Source organism: Vibrio sp. LaRot3 (assembly GCF_027587025.1).
Lineage (GTDB): Bacteria > Pseudomonadota > Gammaproteobacteria > Enterobacterales > Vibrionaceae > Vibrio.
On sequence record NZ_JAPPTI010000005.1, the window covers coordinates 75,251 to 97,333 of the forward strand.

The following is a 22,083-nucleotide window of genomic DNA, read 5'->3' on the forward strand; positions in this document are numbered from 1 at the left end:
AAAGATCCCACAATGGGAAAATGTTAGCCGCTTATAATATCAGCCAAATGGCTTTGTCAAAAGCGTTCAATTGCGGTTACTGATACTAAGTTATCGGTAACGGTAAATTTTACATTCAGATCGAACAAATTTACCGCATATTCTTTGCTGTCGGGTTTGTTCTTCTTGTATGCCGGGCGAGGATCTTGGGCTAACACTTGCTCGATGACGGCGATTACCTGTTGGCCATCTTTACGTTGTTTTAGCGCATGTAGAACATCAGGATCGAATGTTACCTGTACTTTTTCAGGTTCTTCCTCTGCGTAACCGCCACTCGCCCTCAGTACTGAATCTGAATAGGGGATATACGGCTTGATATCAACGATCGGAGTGCCATCGACCAGATCAACACTGCCCAATTCCAAGTAAAACTGATCACCTTTTTGGCTTACGCCTTTTAACTCGACTGCTGACATTCCGATTCCATTTGGGCGGAAGGTTGATCGAGAGGCCAATACGCCAATTCTTTCATTACCACCTAAACGAGGGGGTCTTACTGTCGGCTTCCAACCAGCGGCTAAATTTTGGTCAAACAGGAAAAGTAGCCACACATGGCTAAATTGTTCAATTCCGCGAATCGCCTCTGCACAATTCACTTCGCCTTGCAGTTTAACTTTCGCACTCGCATTGGGTACAAGCCTTGGCTGGCGGGGCACAGCGAACTTTTCTTTATAGGGTGTTTCAATGATCCCAATAGGGCTGATGGAGTACATCTGTTCAATCTCAATTTGTCATCTGCGTTAAAACTATCACAAATTTTGCTTGCAATTCTTTTTGAGAATGATTATTAATTAAAATGTTATAACATAACAGTTTAAATTTATGAGGATTGATCGATGAAAGCGGGCATTCACCCTGAATATCGAAAAGTGGTATTCCACGACACAAGCGTAGATAAGTACTTCATTATTGGTTCAACACTACAGACAGACCGCACTATTGAATGGGAAGACGGTAAGACTTACCCGTATTTCACGTTGGATGTGTCATCTGAATCACATCCTTTCTATACCGGTAAACAGCGCGTACTTCACAAAGAAGGACGTGTCGCAAACTTCAATCGTCGTTTTGGTTCATTTAATAAGGAGGAGAAATAGTGAAAGTTGTTAAGTCATTAAAGAGTGCGAAGAATCGTCACCCTGACTGCCAGATCGTAAAGCGCCGCGGTCGCCTATACGTAATTTGCAAATCAAACCCACGTTTTAAAGCCGTACAAAAGTAATCTTCTCCGTTTGCTGACTGTATGCAATCAAAATGTAGGTGAATGAATAAAACTTGTTAATAATTCTGCTATATCAATTTATGTTGGTTTAAAGAGCTATTAAACAAGTCGATTTTTAGTATATAAAACTATCAATTGAAACGTTTGCTTACATTTTGAATTTTTCATTGCTCCCTCGGTAAAGTAACCTTCCCCAGCTTTTGACATTTTTGTCACAAATGCAATGGAATAAATACAAGGAGGGAACAGATGAGTTCATCTGATTCGATTAAGCAAAACTCACCGAAAAAACCGTTATTTACACGCTTTCTAGACGCGGTCGAGTATTTGGGGAACTTATTACCCCACCCAATCACACTATTTGCCATTTTCTGTTTGGCCATTCTCATCACTTCTGGCATTGCCGGTTACTTCGAAGTCTCTGTCATGGACCCACGCCCAGAAGGCGCGAAAGGTCGTGCAGCTGACGGTATGATCCATGTAGTTAGTCTACTTAATGCTGAAGGTCTTCAGCTAATCGTTACCAATCTAGTGAAGAACTTCGTTGGCTTTGCACCACTAGGTACGGTATTGGTGGCAATGCTAGGTGTCGCGATTGCTGAACACTCAGGTTTACTTTCTGCTGCAATGCGTGGCCTAGTGATGGGCGCATCAAAACGCATGGTGACAGTTACGGTTGTATTTGCAGGTATCATTTCAAATACCGCTTCTGAGCTAGGTTATGTTGTTTTAATTCCACTGGCAGCGATGCTTTTCCACTCGCTTGGACGTCATCCTCTTGCTGGCCTTGCGGCTGCCTTTGCCGGTGTATCTGGTGGTTACTCAGCAAACCTACTTATCGGTACGGTTGATCCTCTGCTTTCTGGTATCACAGAAACCGCGGCACAAATGATTGACCCAACCTACACAGTAGGCCCAGAAGTAAACTGGTACTTCATGTTTGTGTCTACTTTCTTCATCGCGATTACTGGTGCGTTCGTTACCGAGAAAATCGTTGAGCCAAAACTTGGCAAATATAATGATGAAGATGCATCGGAAGATTTGTCTCAAGATTCAATGGGCAAACTTACTGACGTAGAAAAGAAAGGTCTAAAACTGGCAGGCCTTGCCGTTGTGTTGGTTTCAGCACTACTAGCATGGACAATTGTTCCTGAAGATGGCGTACTGCGCTCTGCGACTGGTACGGTTGCGGGTTCGCCTTTCCTTAAGAGTATTGTTGCGTTCATTTTTGTTTTCTTCGCAATTCCGGGCTTTGTTTACGGTAAAGTTGTCGGCACGATGAAAACTGATCGCGATGTGATTGATGCAATGGCGAAGTCGATGTCTTCAATGGGCATGTACATCGTATTGGTATTCTTTGCTGCTCAGTTTGTTGCTTTCTTTAAGTGGACTAACTTCGGTCAAGTATTCGCGGTTGCTGGCGCAAGCTTCCTGCAAGAGATTGGTCTAACCGGTCCAATGTTGTTCTTCGCATTCATTTTAATGTGTGGCTTCATTAACCTAATGATCGGTTCAGCGTCTGCACAATGGGCGGTAACAGCGCCAATCTTTGTTCCTATGCTGATGCTTGTTGGTTACGCACCAGAAACGATTCAAGCGGCTTACCGTATCGGTGATTCAACCACTAACATCATCACGCCAATGATGAGTTACTTTGGTCTGATCCTAGCGGTTGCAACGCGCTACATGAAGAACCTCGGTATTGGTACACTTATCGCGACCATGCTGCCTTACTCAATCTGCTTCATCGTAGGTTGGAGTATCTTGTTCTACATTTGGGTATTCCTACTAGGTCTACCAGTAGGTCCGGGCGCAGCAACGTACTACACGCCTTAGTACACTTACCTTAGGTGAGTGAAAAATAGAAAGCCGAAGCAAATGCTTCGGCTTTTTTGTTTATGAGTATTTGTTGCGCGATAGAATGCTTGAGTTTGGTTTGATGAATAGTTTATTTTATTGAATTAAAAGGAATAAATGAGGCAGTAAAATGAAAGGCATTCAGTACCCAGCGCCGCTTAAAGCGGGTAGTAAGATCGCGTTAACCGCATTTTCTTCAGGCATTGCACCTGAGCATCAAGCGCGTTTTCGACTGGTACTCGATTACCTTCATTCATTTGGTTTTATTACTGTGCAAGGGGAGTGCTTTGTCGGTCAACAGAAGCAAGCCAGTGCCTCGGCTGAACAAAGAGCGCACGAGCTAATGGGCTTTCTTCTTGATGACAGCATCGACGCAATCGCACCGCCTTGGGGCGGTGAATTGGCTATGGAAGTCCTGCCGCTATTGGATTTTGAAAAACTAAAATCGGCAAAACCCAAATGGATTATTGGCTTTTCAGATGTCAGCACGATTAATGTCGTACTGACAAGTAAGCTAAATTGGGCGACGCTGCATTGCAGCAATCTAATGGATCAAACAGGGTTCACCAAAGACCCATTAACCCAAAGCACGGTTTCTCATTTGATGACGCCGAGTGGTGGTGAGTTTGTCCAACATGCGTCTCAAGCGCATAGTCATCAATGGGCGAATTTTGTTGCTAACCCAAGTGCTGATTTCGAGTTTGATAAGCCGACGCAGTGGCAATGGCTGGTTAAGCCTTCGGATCTTGATGACGCCAATAATACTAATGCTATTGAGGGGCGTCTGATTGGAGGATGTTGGGATACGCTGCGTCATCTGTTTACGACCCCCTATTTAGACCTTGAGAAATTGAATAGTCAGTCTGATGCTCCGCTTATTCTTTATTTGGAGAATGCAGAAATGGATGCTGTCGAGTTGGTACGCACGATTTTGAGCATGCAGTTTAAAGGTGTATTTGAACAGATTTCTGCTTTGGTATTGGGGCGCTCTGCTTGTACTGACTCCGACGATTCTAATATGTTGACCTATCGTGAAGTGCTTAAACGACACCTTACTTCGCTTGGTATCCCTGTTCTGATGGATGTCGATATCGGTCATGTGCCACCAAACCTTACCTTGGTCAATGGCGCACAGACTCGTATTAGTTTGGAAGAAAAGGGTGAGATATTACAGCGATTAATCTGATAGAAATGAAAAGGGTTAGCTAAGTGCTAACCCTTTTTCCATGTGCCTTAATTAAGGCTTACCACTGCTTTATATTGTGACTATTTTAGGTGGGGGGAGGTCTGAGAGACCACTTCAGATTGAGCATCTGCTTGTGGATCTAATCCAGTCTTGCGGCGGTATTTGTCTTCCCAGTAAGTTGCGCCTTTGATACCAAGCTTCACTGGGTTAAAGGTGTATTCTTCTACGCCTTGTTTTTGTTGTTCTTCGTAATCATTCAGTGCTTTTAGAGCAGGCTTAGACATGAAGAAGATGATTAAGATACCGACGATGTTAAGCCACGCCATTAAGCCAACACCGACATCACCCATTGCCCACGCTAAGTTGGCTGTTTTCACTGTGCCGTAGAACACAGCTGAAATCAGAACCACTTTCAGTAGGAACATCAAACCGCTGACTTTAAAGGTACGGCGGATGTACGCAATGTTGGTTTCGGCAATGTAGTAGTAGGCCAAAATAGTGGTGAAAGCGAAGAAGAATAGCGCAATCGCAATAAATGGTTTACCAACACCCGGTAGGGCACTTTCAATCGCCATTTGAGTAAATACCGGGCCATTTGCGCCAATCTCTGCGGGTAGGTTCTGGATCAGGAATGCGCCTTCTGCACCACCATGTACGTTGTAAGCGCCAGTGATAAGGATCATAAATGCCGTCGCTGAACATACTAACAAGGTATCGATATAGATAGAGAATGACTGAACCAAGCCTTGCTGCGCAGGGTGGTCAACGCTCGCTGCCGCGGCCGCGTGTGGGCCTGTACCTTGACCAGCTTCGTTAGAGTAAACACCACGTTTTACGCCCCAACCAATTGCTGCACCAATACCCGCCATTGGAGTAAACGCATCGCTAACAATCATGCTAAAGATACGTGGCACTTCACCAATGTTGAGTAGGATGATAACGAAGGCCGTAATGATGTAAGCCAATGCCATAAACGGCACAACAATTTGAGTGAAGTGCGCGATACGTTTAACACCACCAAAGATGATGAAGGCTAAAATGATAGAGACAACCGTGCCGGTAAAAATTTTGGCAAAACTGAATGTGCCGACTGCGGTTTCGATCATTTCACCTGGGCCAAAAGCGGCTTCAACGGCATTACCGATACTGTTAGATTGAACGCCCGGAAGCAAAACACCACAAGCGAAGATCGTCGCGATAGCAAAGATCCATGCGTACCACTTTTGTCCCATCGCTTTTTCAATGTAGTAAGCAGGGCCGCCGCGGAACTCGCCGTTATCTTCTTCTTTGTAGATTTGCGCGAGGGTGGATTCTGCATACGCTGTTGCCGCGCCAAAAAACGCAACTGTCCACATCCAAAATACGGCGCCTGGGCCACCAAAACCGATAGCCGCAGCAACACCAGCAATATTACCAGTACCGACACGGCCAGAGAGTGATACGGCTAAAGCTTGAAAGGATGAGATACCTTTGGATGAGCTTTTACCTGATAGTAGCAAGCGCCACATTTCAGAAAAATGACGCACTTGAACGAAGCGTGTCATGACCGAATAAAATAAGCCCGCACCTAAACATAGATAGATAAGTACCGGGCTCCAAATGATTCCGTTCAGAAAATCAACTAAAGACTGCATAAGCATTTTCCCTGTTAATGAAGTTTGTTATTGGCTTGTTGTGTTTGTAATGTGCTCGAATATTAACCTTTATGTAATGTAACTGTTAATTAATTTGTGTTGTTATTGCTGTTGGTGTGATTGGAAGCACAAAATATTGGCATTGTTCAATTGAGGGATATGCATGCAGCGCTATAAGTAAAAACTTGGTGTAGTTATCGGTTATATCGAATGAAAGTGGCTGATTAATTGATATAATTGACTAAAAATTCATCGTATTTAATGCTGGATATTTGGAGTTATATAGTGATTAACGTTGGCTTGATGATGGGCGAAGGTTTGATTTAGATAAAATTTCTTTAGTTGAGTTTGAAGTAGCGAAATGTGTTCAACGCACTGTTCTGTTGTTTAAAAGTTGGGCATATTTGAGCAACGAGCTCACACTAAAATCAATCACGGATGACTTATGAAAGACGAAACCCTCTCAATACATTTTGGTTATGAAACCGACCCAACCACTAAATCTGTCGCGACGCCGATTTATCAAACGGTGGCTTATGAGTTTGATAGCGCTCAGCACGGTGCCGACCTGTTTAACCTTGAAGTGCCGGGTAACATTTATACCCGAATCATGAACCCGACTAATGATGTGTTAGAAAAGCGTATGGCGGCGTTAGAAGGTGGCATTGCTGGTTTGGTGGTGAGTGCAGGCAGTGCAGCGATTAACTACGCGATCCTGACTCTTGCTGAGGCAGGGGACAATATTGTTTCAACCCCGCAGCTTTATGGTGGTACTTACACGTTGTTTGCTCACATGTTGCCAAAGCAGGGGATAGAGGTGCGATTTGCTAAGGATGACAAACCAGAGAGTTTGGCCGAGCTTATCGATGACAACACCAAAGCGGTTTATTGTGAAAGTATTGGTAACCCAGCAGGTAATATTATTGACCTTCAAGGGGTTGCGGATGTCGCTCATGCGCAAGGTGTTCCTGTGATTGTAGACAATACGGTTGCAACGCCCGCGCTGTGCAAGCCAATAGAATTTGGTGCTGACATTGTGGTTCACTCGTTGACTAAGTATGTCGGCGGCCATGGCACAACGCTTGGCGGTATCATTATTGATTCAGGTAAGTTCCCTTGGGCTGAGCATAAAGAGCGCTTCCCAGTCATGAATCAGCCTGAGCCATCTTATCACGGTGTGGTTTACACCGAAGCCTTTGGTGAAGCCGCCTTTATCGGCCGAGCGCGTACCGTGCCATTGCGTAATACGGGCTCTGCCATGTCACCAATGAATGCGTTTATGTTGATTCAGGGTTTAGAAACGTTATCACTTCGCATGGAGCGCCATACTGAAAACGCGCTAAAAGTGGCGCAATACTTAGAACAACATGAGAAAGTCAGTTGGGTAAGTTATGCGGGATTACCAAGTTCACCGCATTATGGTTTAGCTGAGAAATACATGAAAGGTAAGCCATCCGCGATTCTCTCTTTTGGTCTAAAAGATGGTTACGATGCAGGGGTTCGCTTCTACGATGCTCTGAATATCTTTAAACGCTTGGTTAATATTGGTGACGCTAAATCTCTGGCTTGTCATCCGGCTTCAACCACTCACCGTCAGTTGAGTGAAGAAGAACAAAAACAAGCAGGCGTTGCACCGGAGATGATTCGCCTATCAGTGGGGATTGAACATATTGATGACATTCTTGCTGACTTAGACCAAGCCCTTCGCGCTTAAATTATTCCGTGCGCCTTGTCGACAAGGCGCATGATTTTCTTACCTAATTAACTGCCAGTCTCTCACTTTCTTGCGTCTGCCATCTTAGCTTGTTTTTAAAGCACATCAATTACCGCACAAAACCATAGTTCAAACATGGTTGATTAGTTAAATGATAATAACTATCATTCTCGCAGAATTCTCTAATTATAATAGCCCACACAAGGGATTCACCATGCCTGATGAAAACCAAGTTGCCAGTTTTGACCCGAATGAAAGTCAGTGGCAAGGACTGCAATTAACTGACAAAGCAGCCACACAAATTGAGAAGCTTATGGCAAAAGATAACAGCCTACTGGGCATCCGTTTGGCGATTAAGCCATCCGGCTGCGCTGGGTTTGCTTATGTTCTGTCTATGGCCACTGAAATAGACCCAGACGATCTGGTCTTTAGCCATCAAGGTGCAAATCTGTATGTGCCGCTGAAAGCCATGCCTTATTTGGATGGCACAGAGGTCGATTTTGTTTCGCAAGGTCTAAACCAAATGTTTCAGTACAACAATCCAAAAGTACAAAGTGCTTGTGGCTGTGGTGAGAGTTTTAATGTGTAAGTGAAGTTTCAGAGTTGGCAACAACTCTGGCTGTGCTCACTTCTCCAAATGGTAAAAGTAATGACACAAAGCAGTATTGAAATTCAGGAAGATGTTCAAGCGTGGGTCGATGACCAAAGTTACAAGGAAGGCTTTTTCACTGAACTCGAAACCGATCGGTTAGATAAAGGTATCAACGAAGAGGTGGTGCGCGCCATTTCTGCCAAACGTAACGAACCCGAGTGGATGCTTGAGTTTCGTTTAAATGCGTTCCGTATATGGCAAAACATGGAAGAGCCGCATTGGCTTAAAGCCCATTATGATCCGCTGCAATATCAAGATTACAGTTATTACTCTGCGCCTAGCTGTGGCAGTTGTGATGACAGTTGCTCTGGTGATTCTGAGCAACAAGAAATCAATGAAGAGTTTTTGACCAAAGAAGTTGAAGCGGCGTTTGATCAGCTAGGCGTTCCGGTTAAAGAAGGCAGCGAAGTCGCGGTGGATGCCATTTTCGATTCAGTATCAGTTAAAACCACATACAGCGAAAAGCTGGCGGAGCAGGGCATTATCTTCTGCTCATTCAGTGAAGCGATTCATAATCACCCAGAGCTCGTTAAACAGTATCTGGGCACAGTAGTGCCGCCAGAAGATAACTTCTTTGCGGCGTTGAATGCTGCAGTGGCTTCCGATGGCACCTTTGTCTACATCCCTAAAGGGGTTCGCTGCCCGATGGAACTGTCGACTTATTTCCGTATCAATGCTTCAAAAACCGGCCAGTTTGAACGAACCATTTTGATTGCCGATGAAGATAGCTACGTGAGCTACATTGAAGGTTGCTCAGCCCCTTCCCATGACAGCTACCAACTGCATGCCGCAGTTGTTGAAGTGATCATCCTAAAAGATGCGCAAGTTAAGTATTCGACGGTGCAAAACTGGTTCTCAGGTAAAGACACTGATGGCGGTATCCTTAACTTCGTTACTAAACGTGCATTGTGTAAAGGCCAAGGTTCCAAAATGTCTTGGACTCAATCTGAGACGGGTTCAGCGATTACGTGGAAATATCCAAGTGTGATTTTGCAGGGCGATAACTCAATTGGTGAGTTTTACTCCATCGCACTGACGGCCGGTAAGCAGCTGGCTGATACGGGCACCAAAATGATTCACATCGGTAAGAACACCAAATCGACCATTATTTCGAAAGGCGTGTCTGCGGGGCATAGTGAAAACAGCTACCGTGGTCTCGTTAAGATCTTACCTGGAGCTACCAATGCTCGAAACTTTACCCAGTGTGACTCGATGTTGATCGGGCCAAACTGCGGCGCGCATACCTTCCCGTATGTGGAAGTGAAAAACAATTCAGCTCAAGTTGAGCACGAAGCGACGACCACCAAAATTGGTGAAGACCAACTCTTTTACTGTTCTCAGCGCGGGATTGCTGAAGAAGACGCCATTTCAATGATTGTAAATGGTTTCTGTAAAGACGTGTTCTCCGAACTGCCACTCGAATTCGCAGTGGAAGCACAAAAACTATTGGCGATCAGTCTAGAACACAGTGTGGGATAACAAGATGTTAACTATTGAAAATTTAAAAGCCCAAATCGAAGACCAACAAATTCTAAAGGGTGTCGACCTGCAAATTAATCCTGGCGAAATTCACGCGATTATGGGACCAAATGGTTCAGGCAAAAGTACTCTCGCAAGCACTTTGGCAGGCCGGGAAGAGTATGAAGTGACTGAAGGTAGCGTAACATTTAAAGGTAAAGACCTACTCGACTTAGACCCAGACGAACGCGCGGGCGAAGGTGTTTTCCTTGCTTTCCAATACCCTGTAGAGATCCCGGGCGTAAGTAACCACTTGTTCCTAAAAGCGGCGGTCAACTCTGTGCGCAAATACCGTGAACAATCTGAGTTAGAGCGCTTTGAACTGGCAGATCTGATTGATGAGAAGATTGAACTGCTCAATATGCCAAAAGATTTGCTGTCTCGTTCAGTGAACGTTGGCTTCTCTGGTGGTGAGAAAAAGCGTAACGATATTTTGCAAATGGCAGTACTTGATCCTGAGTTGTGCATTCTCGATGAGACCGATTCTGGCCTCGATATTGATGCGCTGAAAGAAGTCGCTAATGGGGTGAATAGCCTAAAAGATGGCAACCGTTCATTTATTATCGTTACTCACTACCAGCGTATTCTTGACTACATCAAACCGGACTTTGTTCATGTGTTGTACCAAGGCAAGATCATCAAATCAGGTGACTTCTCTATGGTGGCGGAACTAGAGGAGAAAGGCTATGGCTGGCTTACCGGTGAAGAGTGATACGCTAGCACCTCTAACTGATTTAATTGAATCACGTTTACCAAAGTTAGCTGAAGCGCAAAGTCAGCATTGGCAGCAAGCGACTGAATTAGGCTTGCCAAATAACAAGCATGAAGATTGGAAATACACATCTTTAGAGAGCTTTAAACAGATTGATTTTTCTAGTCAGTCTGCGGCCAATGTGACTGAGCAAGATATTGTCGCTAAACGCTTAGATATCGATGCTCATCTGCTGGTGTTTATTGATGGTCAATTTACGCCTGCTTTGAGTGATTACGCGACTGCGCAAGTTACCCCTATTGCTGACTACCAAGGCGAACTGCCAGCAGCGATTAGTCCAGAGATATTTTTGCATTTGACCGAAGCGTTTAATCAATCGGGTGTTGTGATTGAGGTTGATCGTAAAAATGCGACCGAGAAACCTTGGTACATCTTAAATGTTGAGACGTTAACTCAAGGCGGAATGGCACAAACGCGTAATCATCTTAAGTTGGGAACAAGTAGCCATGCATGTGTGATTGAGCACTTTGTGACGCTTAATGAAACTGCGCCTGCGCTTAATCACTATGTGGGCTCTCGCCTTACTATCGATGTGGCAGACAACAGCCAACTTGCTCACTACAAAATTTGCCAAGGTTCGGTCAACAGCCATCACTTTGCTCACAATGACATCCATATTGGTCGTGATGCTGAGGTAGATAGTCAAACCTTTATGCTATCAGGGCAAGTGATTCGTCATCACACTAGCGCGGCACTTAACGGCGAGAACTCCGAACTGAATATGAATAGTTTGAGCTTGCCAGTAAGCGACCAAACCTACGATACGCGCACTTACCTTGAGCACAATAAAGGCCATTGCACCAGTGAGCAGCTACATAAGATTATTGGTCAAGGTCAGTCTAAATCTGTGTTTAACGGCATGATCAAAGTGGCTCAGCATGCATTGAAAACCGATGGGCAAATGGAGAACCACAACTTGTTATTGAGTGAACATTGCGAAATCAACAGTAAGCCACAGCTGGAGATCTATGCTGATGACGTGAAGTGCAGTCACGGTACGACGACAGGTGCATTGAGCAAAGAGCAGATTTTCTATCTGCAAGCGCGTGGCATCGGACAAGAGCAAGCCGAGCAGATGATCACTTTGGCTTTCGCAGGTGAAGTGACAGAAGAGATTGAGATCGATCAAATCAAACAGGTCGTGTTTGCTCAGGTCGTCGATAAGTTATCTGGAGCGGGTCAATGAGCTACGCGATAGATAAAATTCGAGAAGACTTTCCCACTTTGCATCAAGAGGTCAACAACAAGAACCTTGTTTATCTCGACAGTGCTGCAAGCGCGCAGAAACCGAAATGTGTTATTGAGCGCACTGATCAATTTTACCTTAAAGACAATGCCGCGGTTCACCGTGGCATTCATCATCTTAGCGCGCAAGCGACGGAGATGATGGAGCAGGTACGAACTCAAGTTCAGCACTTCATTAATGCGAAACAACGTGAAGAGATTGTGTTTGTTCACGGCACTACACACGCGATTAACCTTGTGGCCAATAGTTATGGTCGACTTGCGTTATCACAAGGTGATGAAGTCATCATCACTGAGATGGAACATCACGCCAATATCGTGCCTTGGCAACTACTCGCAAAGCAGATTGGTGTAAAAGTGGTGGTGTGGCCAATCGAAGAGGATGGCACACTGTCGCTCGATAAGTTGAAGAGCTTATTAAACCGTCGAACCAAGTTCGTATCGTTTACCCATGTATCCAATGTGTTAGGCACTTATAACGACGCAAAACAGATCATTGCGCTGGCCAAACAACAAGGTGCTCGTGTGCTGGTAGATGGCGCACAAGCCATTATGCATTACCAAATCGATGTACAAGATTTGGATTGCGATTTCTACGTATTCTCAGCGCATAAACTGTATGCCCCAACGGGCATTGGTGTGTTGTATGGCAAACATGAGTTACTTGCCGATATGCCTCCGTGGGAAGGCGGCGGTGCCATGATTGAAGAAGTTGATATCTACGGTGAAACAACCTTCAACGCACCGCCTTGGCGCTTTGAAGCGGGCACGCCAAACGTTGCTGGCATCATTGGTTTGGGAAGTGCGATTGACTATATCCAGCATATTGGCCTTGCAGCCATTGCTAGCCATGAATCTCAGTTGATGCAGTACGCATTAGAACAGCTTGAGACAGTTTCTGATTTAAAAATCTATGGGCCCTCAGATAAGTCGGGCGTGATTGCTTTCAATCTTGCCAATCTGCACGCATTTGATGTGGGCAGTTTTCTTGATAAATACGGAATTGCAATCCGAACGGGTCATCACTGCGCGATGCCTCTAATGAAGCGCTATCAAGTTTCTGGCATGTGTCGTGCCTCTATCGCAATGTATAACAATAAAGCAGACATTGATGCGTTGGTAACAGGTTTAAAACGCATTCAATTACTTTTAGTCGGCTAAGAAAAATAATAATCAAAAGGAATCACTGTGAACCGCGAGCAACTCATTAAAAATTTCGACCGATGTATTGATTGGGAAGACAAGTATCTATACATCATCTCACTCGGTGAAAAACATGCCTTGCTCCCTATCGAGGAGCAAACAAAACAATACGCCATCTATGGTTGTCAAAGCAGCGTTTGGATCAAAGTAGAGCAAATTGATGAACAAGTCGTTCTAACGGGTAGCAGTGATGCTGCGTTGGTGAAGGGCTTGGTCGCATTGGTTATTTTGCTGCTGAAAGATTTAACCTCTCAACAAATTTTGGATACAGACATCAAAGCGCTGTTCACTCGTCTAGGCTTACAACAACAGCTTACCCCAGCTCGCAACCAAGGATTGGAGTCTATGGTGCAGAGTATCTACAAGCAGGTAAGTGCTTTCTCTCTCGCTTAATTTCAGATGATGGATTGCATTGTGACAGGAGAGATCCGCCTCTTATACTTATCAAGGGCGGATAGAATGTTAGATTGCAATTTTGGTAAATCTTATTGCCCACAGTGTTGTTGTGGTGATTAAGAAATAGTCGCAATAAATAAAGGGAAAATATTGCTAGACATACAAATGATAATCATTATCATTTAAATCGAAATCAAACACTATCATAGGGAATGAAATGAAAATGAAATTTAAGGCATCGCTGTTAACTGCATTAGCATTATGCAGCTTTAGTATGCCAGCGCTTGCGAAATTTAAGGTTGTTACGACATTTACCGTTATTCAAGATATCGCCCAAAACGTGGCTGGCGATGCTGCTGAAGTTGTTTCTATTACTAAACCGGGGGCGGAGATCCACGGTTACCAACCTACGCCAAAAGATATTGTTAAAGCGCAAAAAGCGGATTTGGTGATTTGGAATGGCATGAACCTTGAGCTTTGGTTTGAGAAGTTCTTTGAAAACGTTAAAGACGTACCATCTATCGTAGTGACTGACGGTATCAAGCCAATCTCTATCTATTCTGGTCCTTATACGGGCAAACCGAACCCACACGCGTGGATGTCGGCCTCAAACGCTCTGGTTTATGTAGACAATATTCGTGACGCATTGGTTAAGTATGACCCAGAAAATGCCGATGAGTACCGCGCAAATGCTAAGCAATACAAAGCGCAAATCTTGGCTTTGGATTCCAAAAATCGCGCAGCGTTTTCTGATATTGCCGCCAACAGTAAATGGCTAGTGACTAGCGAAGGCGCATTTAGCTACTTAGCTCATGATTATGGCTTTAAAGAAGCCTTTTTATGGCCAATGAATGCTGATCAACAAGGTACGCCGCAACAAGTAAAAAACTTGATTGATAAGGTTCGTGATAACCAAATCCCTGTTGTATTCAGTGAAAGCACCATTTCTCCTAAGCCAGCGAAACAAGTGGCGAAAGAAACTAATGCTAACTACGGTGGTGTTCTATATGTGGATTCACTAACGACCGCAGATGGCGCTGTACCTACTTACCTTGATCTTCTTCGTGTTACCACAGAGACGATCGCTGAAGGATTTGCACTATGAGTAACGAAGTGAGCATCGTGGCAAACGATGTTAGCGTTGTGTACAGCAATGGACACAAAGCAATCAATGATGTCTCGTTCTCACTCGACAAGGGCACAATTTGTGCCCTAGTTGGGATTAACGGAGGCGGTAAATCGACCCTTTTTAAAGGCATTATGGGTTTGGTTGAATTGACCTCTGGATCTATTCAGTTAGCGGGCTTAAACGTAAAGCAAGCACTGAAGAAAAACTTAGTCGCTTATGTTCCGCAAACGGAAGATATTGATTGGAGCTTTCCAATTCTAACTCGTGATGTCGTCATGCAAGGGCGTTACGGCTACATGGGTTTTCTGCGCCGACCTAAAAGTGAAGACCACCAAGCGGTTGACGATGCGATGGATAAAATGGGTATTGCTCATTTAGCTAGCCGTCAAATTGGTGAGTTGTCTGGAGGCCAGAAAAAGCGGGTTTTTCTCGCTCGCGCTTTGGCGCAAAAGAGTAAAATTATTCTTCTAGATGAGCCTTTTACTGGCGTTGATTTCAATACTGAAAACGTCATTATGTCTTTGCTAAAAGAGTTACAAGAGCAAGGTCATTTGATTCTCGTTTCTACGCATAACTTAGGGACAGTGCCGGATTACTGTAACCAAGTGCTCTTTATTAACCGCACCATTATTGCTGCCGGTCCTACGGAAACCACATTCAACCAAGAAAACCTACACGCCACCTTTGGCGGTGTGCTCAAACAAGTCGATATTGCGGGTAAGATGCTGCATAAAGACGATGATGAGCGCAACATGTTGATCATTTCAGACCACGACAAGCCAGCGGTTTTCTATGGTAAATCTAAATCAGATTCCGTAATCGTTAGTGATAAGAATTCAGGGAGTTCTCCACATGCTTAATACGCTTTTGGAGCCACTTGCCTATCAATATATGACGAACGCTTTAATCGCGGCGGCTTTAGTCGGTGGGGTTTGCGCGTTTTTATCGGCTTTTTTGGTATTGAAAGGCTGGTCATTGATGGGCGATGCATTATCTCATGCTGTCGTTCCCGGAGTGGCAGGTGCTTACGCGCTCGGCCTACCTTTTTCAGTCGGGGCGTTTTTTTCTGGCTTTCTAGCTGCGGGTAGTATCTTTTTTATTAAATCGCTTTCGTCATTGCGTGAAGATGCCATTATCGGTTTCGTATTCACCACGTTTTTTGCTGCGGGTATGTTGATGATTTCTCTCAATCCAACCTCCGTGGACGTACAAACCATCATTTTCGGCAATATCTTGGCTGTGGACAGCAGTGATCTACATCAGATGTTGATCATCGGTGGGGTTTCGTTGGCGATTCTTTTCTTTATTTGGAAGGATTTGATGTTGCTGTTTTTTGACGAAAACCAAGCGGCATCAGTTGGTTTATCAGCCGGTAAACTCAAAGTGGTTTTCTTTGGCTTATTAAGCGCATGTACAGTGGCATCTTTGCAATTGGTTGGCGCTGTTCTCGTGATTGCTCTAGTGATTATTCCGGGGGCGACCGCTTATCTATTAACAGACCGATTCGGCGTAATGCTGACTCTGGCGACGATCATCGGCGTCGTATCTGCGGTGTTTGGTACTTACTTGAGTTACTTTGTGGATGGCGTAACAGGCGGTTTGATTGTGTTAACCCAAGCGGCATTCTTTATCTTCGCCTTCTTGTTTGCTCCTAAGTACGGTCTATTGAAAACCCGATACTCAGTAAATGCGAAAAGAGCAGTGTCAGAACAGTTGAGGGAGCGCGATGTTTGAGTTTTTTATTGAGCCATTGAGTTACCCCTTCATGCAAAATGCTCTGTTTGCCGGTGCTGCTGTGGCTATCGTTTGTGCCGTGCTTTCTTGTTATATGGTTCTGAAAGGTTGGGCACTGATGGGGGATGCCGTCTCTCACGCCGTGTTGCCGGGGGTTATCCTTGCTTATGTATTGGCATTGCCTTTAAGTGTTGGTGCTTTTATCTCAGGCCTAGGTTGCGCGTTATTGACTGGGTACGTCAAAGACAATAGTCGCATCAAAGAAGATACCGTTATGGGGATCGTATTTTCAGCTCTGTTTGCGCTTGGTATTGTACTGTTCGCCAAGATAGAAACCGAGCATCACTTAACCCATATCCTGTTTGGTAACATGCTTGGTGTTGCGAGAGGGGACATGTGGCAAATCATCATTACTTCTGCAATTGTTACCTTGATTCTTACCGTTAAGTACAAAGATTTCATGTTGTACTGTTTTGATAAGAGCCATGCAAAAGTAGCGGGCTTGAACGTCAAGCTGCTTCATTATGGCTTGCTGACACTAATGGCCCTAGCCATCGTTGCCTCAATACAGATTGTGGGGGTGATTATGGTTGTGGCGATGCTCATCGGCCCGGGCATCATTGCTCTGATGCTGACCAAGCAATTTGGTTGGATGATGGTAGTCGCGTGCTTGGTTTCATTGTTTAGTACCTTTGCTGGCGTCGTGATCAGTTATCACATTGATGGCGCGACGAGCTCTTGTATTATTCTGGTTCAGTCGGCCATTTTTATCGCTGTATTAGCTTTGACGAAATGGAAGGGCAGGGTGGTGAATCGCCAGTTAAGCCATTCTTAGATACGTTATTATAAGAAAAGCCACTGACACCGTTCAGTGGCTTTTCTTCTTGGCCTGAAGAGGCAACCTTCCCATTCATAGACTCACCTTATTTTCCTTAATCGTTACAAATAGTTGGTAATGTAAGTGAAGGCTTACAAACTGCTAGCAATTTGCAACTTTAACGTGTTCATCGATTGATAAAATTGTTGTCGTGACAAAAGGACAAGCAATTGTCTTGTGTATAACAACAAAATAGATGGACATTATTATGATCGACAGTCTAAAGGGTGGTTTATCAAAACTTTCCTCGATTGGTAAAGCTTTGATGCTACCGATCTCTATCCTACCTGCCGCGGGTCTATTACTGGCCTTTGGCGCAAAACTCGACATGCCACTGATGATGCGTGCTGGTGGCGTAATTTTTGACAACCTAGCACTACTGTTTGCCGTAGGTGCCGCCGTAGGTCTAACCAAAGAATCCGGTATTGCCGCATTGGCCGCTATTGTGGCAATGGTGGTGATGAATGCCACTATGGGTGTTGCTCTAAACATCACACCTGAGATGGCCATGGGCGGTGGTCGTTATGCGATGGTAATGGGTATCCCAACCCTACAAACGGGTGTATTCGGTGGCTTGATAGCCGGTATACTCGCCGCGACCATGTATCAAAAGTTCTTTGATACTAAGTTGCCTGACTTCCTCGGCTTCTTCGCGGGTAAACGTTTTGTTCCTATTATTACTGCATTCTCAGCGTTCCTAATTGGTTTAATCCTTCCTTACATCTGGTCTTACATTCAATCAGGTATCGATTCGCTATCTCACATGGCGAACAGCGGTAACATGTATGTATCGACGTTTATCTACGGCTTCATGGAGCGTGCATTAATTCCTGTTGGTCTGCATCATATCTTCTACAGCCCATACTGGTTCTCATTTGGTGAGTACACGACTGCCGTAGGTACTGTCGTAAACGGCGATCACACAATTTGGTTCAAAATGCTAGAAGATGGCGTGAAGACATTCTCTAACGATGAGTATGTTGATGCTGGTAAGTTCCTTTCTGGTAACTTCGCTATCTATATGTTTGCTTTCCCTGCGGCATGTTTGGCTATGTACCATGAAGCGAAAGATAAGAACAAGAAGATTGCCGCAGGTATCTTAGGTTCAGCCGCGTTAACGTCATTTGTAACGGGTATTACAGAGCCGGTAGAGTTTGCGTTTATCTTTGTTGCGCCGCTGCTCTACGTATTCTCAGCAATTATGGCTGGTGTTTCTTACGCAGTGACTTACGCGCTTGATGTGCACATAGGTAAAACATTCTCAGCTGGTATTATCGACTTCGTATCGTTTGGTGTTCTTCCTGCGATGGATGGCTTTAAGACTAACTGGGTGAACGTCATCTTATGGGGTTCATGTATGTTCGCGATTTACTACTCGGTGTTCCGCTTTGCTATTCGCAAGTTCGACTTTAAAACCGTTGGCCGTGAAGATACTGAGCGTAAAGAAATTACCCTTGAAAACGATGAACTGGCAGGTGAAATTACTAAGCTGCTAGGTGGTCGTGGCAATATTACAACCGTTGGTGCGTGTATCACTCGCTTACGCTTAGAAGTGAAAGACCAATCAATTATTGACGAAGATGGTATCAATGCACTTGGTGCAATGGGTGTTATCCGAGTTGGTAAGCATGGCGTACAGGTTATTCTTGGTGCGCGTGCACAGTTCGTCGCAGATATTATGAACGGCGAAGGGGCAGGAACGCCTGCAACAGCGTAATTCAATTTAGTCACCTTTCCCCAATGAAATGAGCTCCAATAGGAGCTCATTTTTTTACATCAAATCGCGCATTAAAGTTTCGTATTCTTCGTTGGCTTCATTGATGACAGTGGAGAGATCTTTGGCGTCATTGACATCTAAATTAAAATGCCAAGGCAACTTCTTCTCTTTGCCGCAAACCTGGGTTTTCTGACCACGAGTCTTGAATGTTAGATCATCAAACTCAGTGGAGTGATGCTCGTGCAACTCAACAATTTCTACATCTAATTGACCGATTGGGTTTACTTCAACATGAGCATGCAAATCAGGGCGGTTAGACAAACGGTAGTGTCGATGAATGGTGATCATACTCGCCTCCTAATGAGTGGGTGTAGTTCCGCTCATCATTGAGTGTAGATAAGGAAGTTTATATCTACAGCGAAATAATAATGAAGATTGATCTGGGATAACTATCGCAATTGAAACGAACGGCAGACGTATTATGAATGGAAATATGGCGCAAACAAAAAGGGCCAACTCTTTCGAGTTGGCCCTTTCCAAACGTTTGGTGGAGCTGGCGTAAGTTGATCTTAACTTTTAATGTATTGATTTTGTTTGCAATTGTCCGGTTTGATTTTAATCGGTGTGCCTTGTGGTGTACCTATTGTTCTCAATAACGACGAAATTAAATCTTAGTCTTACTTCAGAAGACGTCTTCCAAACGATGGTTTGTTAAACAATTCATTGGCAGATTGCTTGCTATCTTTGTTTTTGGGTGAAGTTTGGGGGTCACCTTTTGTATCTTGGACTAGGCTACACTCATTTATATTCCGTTGATGTGCCAACTCTTGATCGATCAACACCTTCAGTTTTGCTTTAATCTCGTTTTTTGCATCGCTGCCTGTGAGCTCGATAAGTTTCGTCCAATCTACCTCACTGAATGTTAGTGTTTTTTCTTCTTTAGTTTTGAAGACCTTGCTTTGTAAAGATGTAGAATTAGCTTTTCTTGAAAACGAATCAGTGAGCTCTTTTGTTACCTTCTTAAATGTAACGTCTTTGCTGTTTTCATCCCAAACTTCTTGTGCAGTAGTAGCACAAAGTACGTCAAAAATGCACATAACGGTGTGTTTTTGTTTAATAGGGTCGCTCGTTGCATTTAAGCCAGTTCCTGGATACTTTTTCATCAAGTAACAGTAATACCAAGCGTTCAATTTTTCATCGTTTGAGTTAAACACGTTCCACTCTGTGTTTACGTAACGACAACTCATCTGGTAGAGACTTTCTACATCATTAATTATTTCTAGCATTACTCTTTGGTCGTCTACATGACAAGAAACAGCAATATACTCAAGTGTTCTGGCGATACTATCCTGAGCTGATGATGTTTTGTTTGGACAGGTGCTTTTTAGAGATGTAAGGAACTGTGTTTTGTTGGCAAAGTCCAAGGCCATTTGAGCGAATTTACCGAGTTTGTTTTCATCAGTATCTTTTGTTGATTTTGCTGTTTTAAAGTCAATTTTTGTTGTTTTAAAATCAACAGATGTTACAGGGTAAGACAAGTCTGTAATCTCGTTATTGATAACTGCACGCATCAATACTGAGAAGAAATATAGTGGCCTTGGTTCAGATAACCAGTCTATCTGTTTACTAATGTCTCCTCTTACTTGCTGAGCACGTGAAAATAAAGTGCTAATGAAATCATCCAAATTTTCACTTTCATATTTATTTAAATTATTTTCTTCTAAGTATTTCCATTCAATATCGAGCTTTTCTCTAATTAATTCCCCTAATTTAAACTGTAGGTGTGATTTATTCATATTGCTTAAATCAATAACCTCACCTCTTCTATATCCTAATTCATATTCAATTATGTAAATGTAAAGTTTTAGGTCTTCTTCCGATGAATTTTTGATCAGGCCTGAATATCTGTTAGCGCTCATGGTCATTTGTGTGTGCAAGATTTTTGTCGGTCTAGTGTAGGAGAAATGCAGGAGATTTGATAGTTTTACAACTGCAAGTTGTGGGTTTTATGTCGGTTTGTGGTGGTTTTTTTGCTGGTTTTTCTATGAGGTTCAGATTCAACTCAGGATCGATGCTCTCGAATGTCATTTAGTAATATGCAAGAAGTGGACAGTTTATCCATGCCTGATATATGACCTAAGTTATTTTTTACTCTGATTGAATTTAATATAAAGCACATCTAATTAATAATCAAATTTAACGTTTTTATTCTATATGAACTGAATTTGGTCTTGCCCTCTAGTAAACCCATGTGTGGTTCCCAATTAGTTATAAATCCAAGGTGATAACTTTCGAGTGAAAGGAAACATGATTATTTGTATCCTTAAGTCTGTTTTGTTTGATTTTTGCGTAAAAAGACTACTGTTTTTATAAAAATGAGGTTGGTTTTTGTGGCAAGGTCGTTTCGATGTCATGAGGATATGTTGGTATAGGTAATATACTTAATCTTCTCACTACTAAAATTAACGTTACTCCCTGTGTGTATGAGAGACACACGAATAGGGATAACAACACCATGAATCATCAGTACACATCTGAAGACAAATTCAACAATTACGACCTACCACAACCAACGAAACGAAAGCAACGATTCTTCTATCGTAAGTTTCACCTTTACAAGATTTCTCAATTGATAGAGAAAGCACTGAAGTATCACCCTAGACTATCCGTGTTTCGGATAGACCTACACTTACCCGAAGATTTCGATGATGCAGATTCGAAAGTCATTACTCGATTCTTCAAATCTCTAAATGCCAAACTGGATGTGGATATCAAACGCAAAGAGAAAAACTGGGAGAGGAGCTTAAGTAACAAGACCAGTTACGTATGGGCAAAAGAGAAGAATACCTCTGAGCAGTATCACTACCATGTGGCTATTTTCTTGAATAAAGACATCTATCATCGACTCGGTGACGTAGGCGCATCAGAAGGGTGTTTAGCTGCTCTAATGAAGCAAGCTTGGTGTAGTGCTATCAAACAGGATAAACCTGCACTCGTCCATTTCTGCAAGAATGGTGTGTACTACCTAAACTTGAACTCATCTGATGTTCAGAGTTCGAAGAATGAGTTATTCAAAAGAGTGTGCTATTTCGCTAAACCTTACTCAAAGGTTTACGAGGGAAATGCGAGAAACTTTGGCACTAGTAGTTAGTCAGCTAAAAAGTAACGGTAGTCACAGTCCCTGTCGG

General features: G+C 43.6%; 21 protein-coding genes. 17 read left to right on the top strand and 4 right to left on the bottom strand.

Annotation, left to right across the window (positions count from 1 at the left end):
• Positions 1-56: 56 nt before the first annotated feature.
• The gene (tsaA, locus tag OH461_RS12165; protein WP_270020888.1) at positions 57-752 is read right to left on the bottom strand and encodes a tRNA (N6-threonylcarbamoyladenosine(37)-N6)-methyltransferase TrmO; all 696 of its coding nucleotides are present in this window, start codon (positions 750-752) and stop codon (positions 57-59) included.
• A gap of 123 nt (positions 753-875) precedes the next feature.
• Between tsaA and OH461_RS12170 the strand changes: the two genes are divergently transcribed.
• The 4 genes from OH461_RS12170 (at position 876) to OH461_RS12185 (ending at position 4,304) form a co-directional block, all read left to right on the top strand.
• The gene (locus tag OH461_RS12170) at positions 876-1,136 is read left to right on the top strand and encodes a type B 50S ribosomal protein L31 (RefSeq protein WP_270020889.1); all 261 of its coding nucleotides are present in this window, start codon (positions 876-878) and stop codon (positions 1,134-1,136) included.
• On the top strand, positions 1,136-1,261 hold the full coding sequence (gene ykgO / locus OH461_RS12175) for a type B 50S ribosomal protein L36 (protein ID WP_070968538.1): 126 nt from the start codon (positions 1,136-1,138) through the stop codon (positions 1,259-1,261). The genes OH461_RS12170 and ykgO overlap by 1 nt, the downstream gene beginning before the upstream one ends.
• Positions 1,262-1,510: 249 nt before the next feature.
• Positions 1,511-3,097, top strand: coding sequence for an AbgT family transporter (locus OH461_RS12180; protein WP_270020890.1), 1,587 nt, complete (start codon positions 1,511-1,513; stop codon positions 3,095-3,097).
• Positions 3,098-3,248: 151 nt separating this feature from the next.
• A complete protein-coding gene (locus OH461_RS12185; RefSeq protein ID WP_270020891.1) occupies positions 3,249-4,304 on the top strand; it encodes a S66 family peptidase in 1,056 nt (351 codons plus the stop codon).
• Positions 4,305-4,384: 80 nt separating this feature from the next.
• Here the strand turns inward: OH461_RS12185 and OH461_RS12190 are convergent, their stop codons facing one another.
• Positions 4,385-5,938, bottom strand: coding sequence for an alanine/glycine:cation symporter family protein (locus OH461_RS12190; RefSeq protein WP_270020892.1), 1,554 nt, complete (start codon positions 5,936-5,938; stop codon positions 4,385-4,387).
• A 445-nt stretch (positions 5,939-6,383) separates the two neighbouring features.
• On the opposite strand from OH461_RS12190, the gene OH461_RS12195 reads away from it, so the two are divergent.
• The 12 genes from OH461_RS12195 (at position 6,384) to OH461_RS12250 (ending at position 18,895) form a co-directional block, all read left to right on the top strand.
• Positions 6,384-7,652: an O-acetylhomoserine aminocarboxypropyltransferase/cysteine synthase family protein gene (locus OH461_RS12195; RefSeq protein ID WP_270020893.1), complete on the top strand. Its 1,269-nt coding sequence runs from the start codon at positions 6,384-6,386 to the stop codon at positions 7,650-7,652.
• A gap of 214 nt (positions 7,653-7,866) precedes the next feature.
• Complete coding sequence (sufA, locus tag OH461_RS12200; protein ID WP_270020894.1) at positions 7,867-8,241, top strand: Fe-S cluster assembly scaffold SufA; 375 nt, start codon at positions 7,867-7,869, stop codon at positions 8,239-8,241.
• A gap of 60 nt (positions 8,242-8,301) precedes the next feature.
• On the top strand, positions 8,302-9,783 hold the full coding sequence (gene sufB, locus OH461_RS12205; protein ID WP_270020895.1) for a Fe-S cluster assembly protein SufB: 1,482 nt from the start codon (positions 8,302-8,304) through the stop codon (positions 9,781-9,783).
• 4 nt (positions 9,784-9,787) lie between these two features.
• Positions 9,788-10,534, top strand: a complete 747-nt coding sequence (gene sufC / locus OH461_RS12210; RefSeq protein ID WP_270020896.1) for a Fe-S cluster assembly ATPase SufC — start codon at positions 9,788-9,790, stop codon at positions 10,532-10,534.
• Positions 10,509-11,780 carry a Fe-S cluster assembly protein SufD gene (sufD, locus tag OH461_RS12215; protein ID WP_270020897.1) on the top strand — a complete coding sequence of 424 codons (1,272 nt, stop codon included), beginning with the start codon at positions 10,509-10,511 and terminating at the stop codon, positions 11,778-11,780. Before sufC ends, sufD begins: the two co-directional genes overlap by 26 nt.
• Entirely contained in the window at positions 11,777-13,000 is a 1,224-nt protein-coding gene (gene sufS, locus OH461_RS12220; protein WP_270020898.1) for a cysteine desulfurase SufS, read from the top strand. Before sufD ends, sufS begins: the two co-directional genes overlap by 4 nt.
• 27 nt (positions 13,001-13,027) lie before the next feature.
• Positions 13,028-13,435, top strand: a complete 408-nt coding sequence (locus OH461_RS12225) for a SufE family protein (RefSeq protein ID WP_270020899.1) — start codon at positions 13,028-13,030, stop codon at positions 13,433-13,435.
• Between the two features lie 226 nt (positions 13,436-13,661).
• A complete protein-coding gene (locus OH461_RS12230; protein WP_443088459.1) occupies positions 13,662-14,543 on the top strand; it encodes a metal ABC transporter substrate-binding protein in 882 nt (293 codons plus the stop codon).
• A complete protein-coding gene (locus OH461_RS12235; protein WP_270020900.1) occupies positions 14,540-15,427 on the top strand; it encodes a metal ABC transporter ATP-binding protein in 888 nt (295 codons plus the stop codon). Before OH461_RS12230 ends, OH461_RS12235 begins: the two co-directional genes overlap by 4 nt.
• Positions 15,420-16,301 carry a metal ABC transporter permease gene (locus OH461_RS12240; protein ID WP_270020901.1) on the top strand — a complete coding sequence of 294 codons (882 nt, stop codon included), beginning with the start codon at positions 15,420-15,422 and terminating at the stop codon, positions 16,299-16,301. The genes OH461_RS12235 and OH461_RS12240 overlap by 8 nt, the downstream gene beginning before the upstream one ends.
• Complete coding sequence (locus OH461_RS12245) at positions 16,294-17,136, top strand: metal ABC transporter permease (protein ID WP_270020902.1); 843 nt, start codon at positions 16,294-16,296, stop codon at positions 17,134-17,136. The genes OH461_RS12240 and OH461_RS12245 overlap by 8 nt, the downstream gene beginning before the upstream one ends.
• Positions 17,137-17,386: 250 nt before the next feature.
• Positions 17,387-18,895 carry a PTS transporter subunit EIIC gene (locus OH461_RS12250; RefSeq protein ID WP_270020903.1) on the top strand — a complete coding sequence of 503 codons (1,509 nt, stop codon included), beginning with the start codon at positions 17,387-17,389 and terminating at the stop codon, positions 18,893-18,895.
• 54 nt (positions 18,896-18,949) lie between these two features.
• On the opposite strand, the gene OH461_RS12255 is transcribed toward OH461_RS12250, so the two are convergent.
• Complete coding sequence (locus OH461_RS12255) at positions 18,950-19,243, bottom strand: hypothetical protein (RefSeq protein ID WP_270020904.1); 294 nt, start codon at positions 19,241-19,243, stop codon at positions 18,950-18,952.
• Between the two features lie 329 nt (positions 19,244-19,572).
• Positions 19,573-20,820 (bottom strand): hypothetical protein, encoded by a 1,248-nt coding sequence (locus OH461_RS12260; RefSeq protein ID WP_270020905.1) that lies wholly within the window; start codon positions 20,818-20,820, stop codon positions 19,573-19,575.
• Between the two features lie 590 nt (positions 20,821-21,410).
• On the opposite strand from OH461_RS12260, the gene OH461_RS12265 reads away from it, so the two are divergent.
• Positions 21,411-22,046 carry an inovirus Gp2 family protein gene (locus OH461_RS12265; RefSeq protein ID WP_270020906.1) on the top strand — a complete coding sequence of 212 codons (636 nt, stop codon included), beginning with the start codon at positions 21,411-21,413 and terminating at the stop codon, positions 22,044-22,046.
• Positions 22,047-22,083: the final 37 nt, after the last annotated feature.

Excerpts from the sequence above, each read along its gene's own strand:
- OH461_RS12250 (WP_270020903.1), top strand. The coding sequence starts at position 17,387 with ATGATCGACAGTCTAAAGGGTGGTTTATCAAAACTTTCCTCGATTGGT.
- OH461_RS12230 (WP_443088459.1), top strand. The coding sequence starts at position 13,662 with ATGAAATTTAAGGCATCGCTGTTAACTGCATTAGCATTATGCAGCTTT.
- OH461_RS12195 (WP_270020893.1), top strand. The coding sequence starts at position 6,384 with ATGAAAGACGAAACCCTCTCAATACATTTTGGTTATGAAACCGACCCA.
- sufD (WP_270020897.1), top strand. The coding sequence starts at position 10,509 with ATGGCTGGCTTACCGGTGAAGAGTGATACGCTAGCACCTCTAACTGAT.
- OH461_RS12235 (WP_270020900.1), top strand. The coding sequence starts at position 14,540 with ATGAGTAACGAAGTGAGCATCGTGGCAAACGATGTTAGCGTTGTGTAC.
- OH461_RS12170 (WP_270020889.1), top strand. The coding sequence starts at position 876 with ATGAAAGCGGGCATTCACCCTGAATATCGAAAAGTGGTATTCCACGAC.
- sufC (WP_270020896.1), top strand. The coding sequence starts at position 9,788 with ATGTTAACTATTGAAAATTTAAAAGCCCAAATCGAAGACCAACAAATT.
- OH461_RS12180 (WP_270020890.1), top strand. The coding sequence starts at position 1,511 with ATGAGTTCATCTGATTCGATTAAGCAAAACTCACCGAAAAAACCGTTA.
- OH461_RS12185 (WP_270020891.1), top strand. The coding sequence starts at position 3,249 with ATGAAAGGCATTCAGTACCCAGCGCCGCTTAAAGCGGGTAGTAAGATC.
- OH461_RS12240 (WP_270020901.1), top strand. The coding sequence starts at position 15,420 with ATGCTTAATACGCTTTTGGAGCCACTTGCCTATCAATATATGACGAAC.
- OH461_RS12245 (WP_270020902.1), top strand. The coding sequence starts at position 16,294 with ATGTTTGAGTTTTTTATTGAGCCATTGAGTTACCCCTTCATGCAAAAT.
- sufA (WP_270020894.1), top strand. The coding sequence starts at position 7,867 with ATGCCTGATGAAAACCAAGTTGCCAGTTTTGACCCGAATGAAAGTCAG.
- OH461_RS12265 (WP_270020906.1), top strand. The coding sequence starts at position 21,411 with ATGAATCATCAGTACACATCTGAAGACAAATTCAACAATTACGACCTA.
- sufS (WP_270020898.1), top strand. The coding sequence starts at position 11,777 with ATGAGCTACGCGATAGATAAAATTCGAGAAGACTTTCCCACTTTGCAT.
- OH461_RS12255 (WP_270020904.1), bottom strand. The coding sequence starts at position 19,243 with ATGATCACCATTCATCGACACTACCGTTTGTCTAACCGCCCTGATTTG.
- OH461_RS12190 (WP_270020892.1), bottom strand. The coding sequence starts at position 5,938 with ATGCAGTCTTTAGTTGATTTTCTGAACGGAATCATTTGGAGCCCGGTA.
- sufB (WP_270020895.1), top strand. The coding sequence starts at position 8,302 with ATGACACAAAGCAGTATTGAAATTCAGGAAGATGTTCAAGCGTGGGTC.
- tsaA (WP_270020888.1), bottom strand. The coding sequence starts at position 752 with ATGTACTCCATCAGCCCTATTGGGATCATTGAAACACCCTATAAAGAA.
- OH461_RS12260 (WP_270020905.1), bottom strand. The coding sequence starts at position 20,820 with ATGACCATGAGCGCTAACAGATATTCAGGCCTGATCAAAAATTCATCG.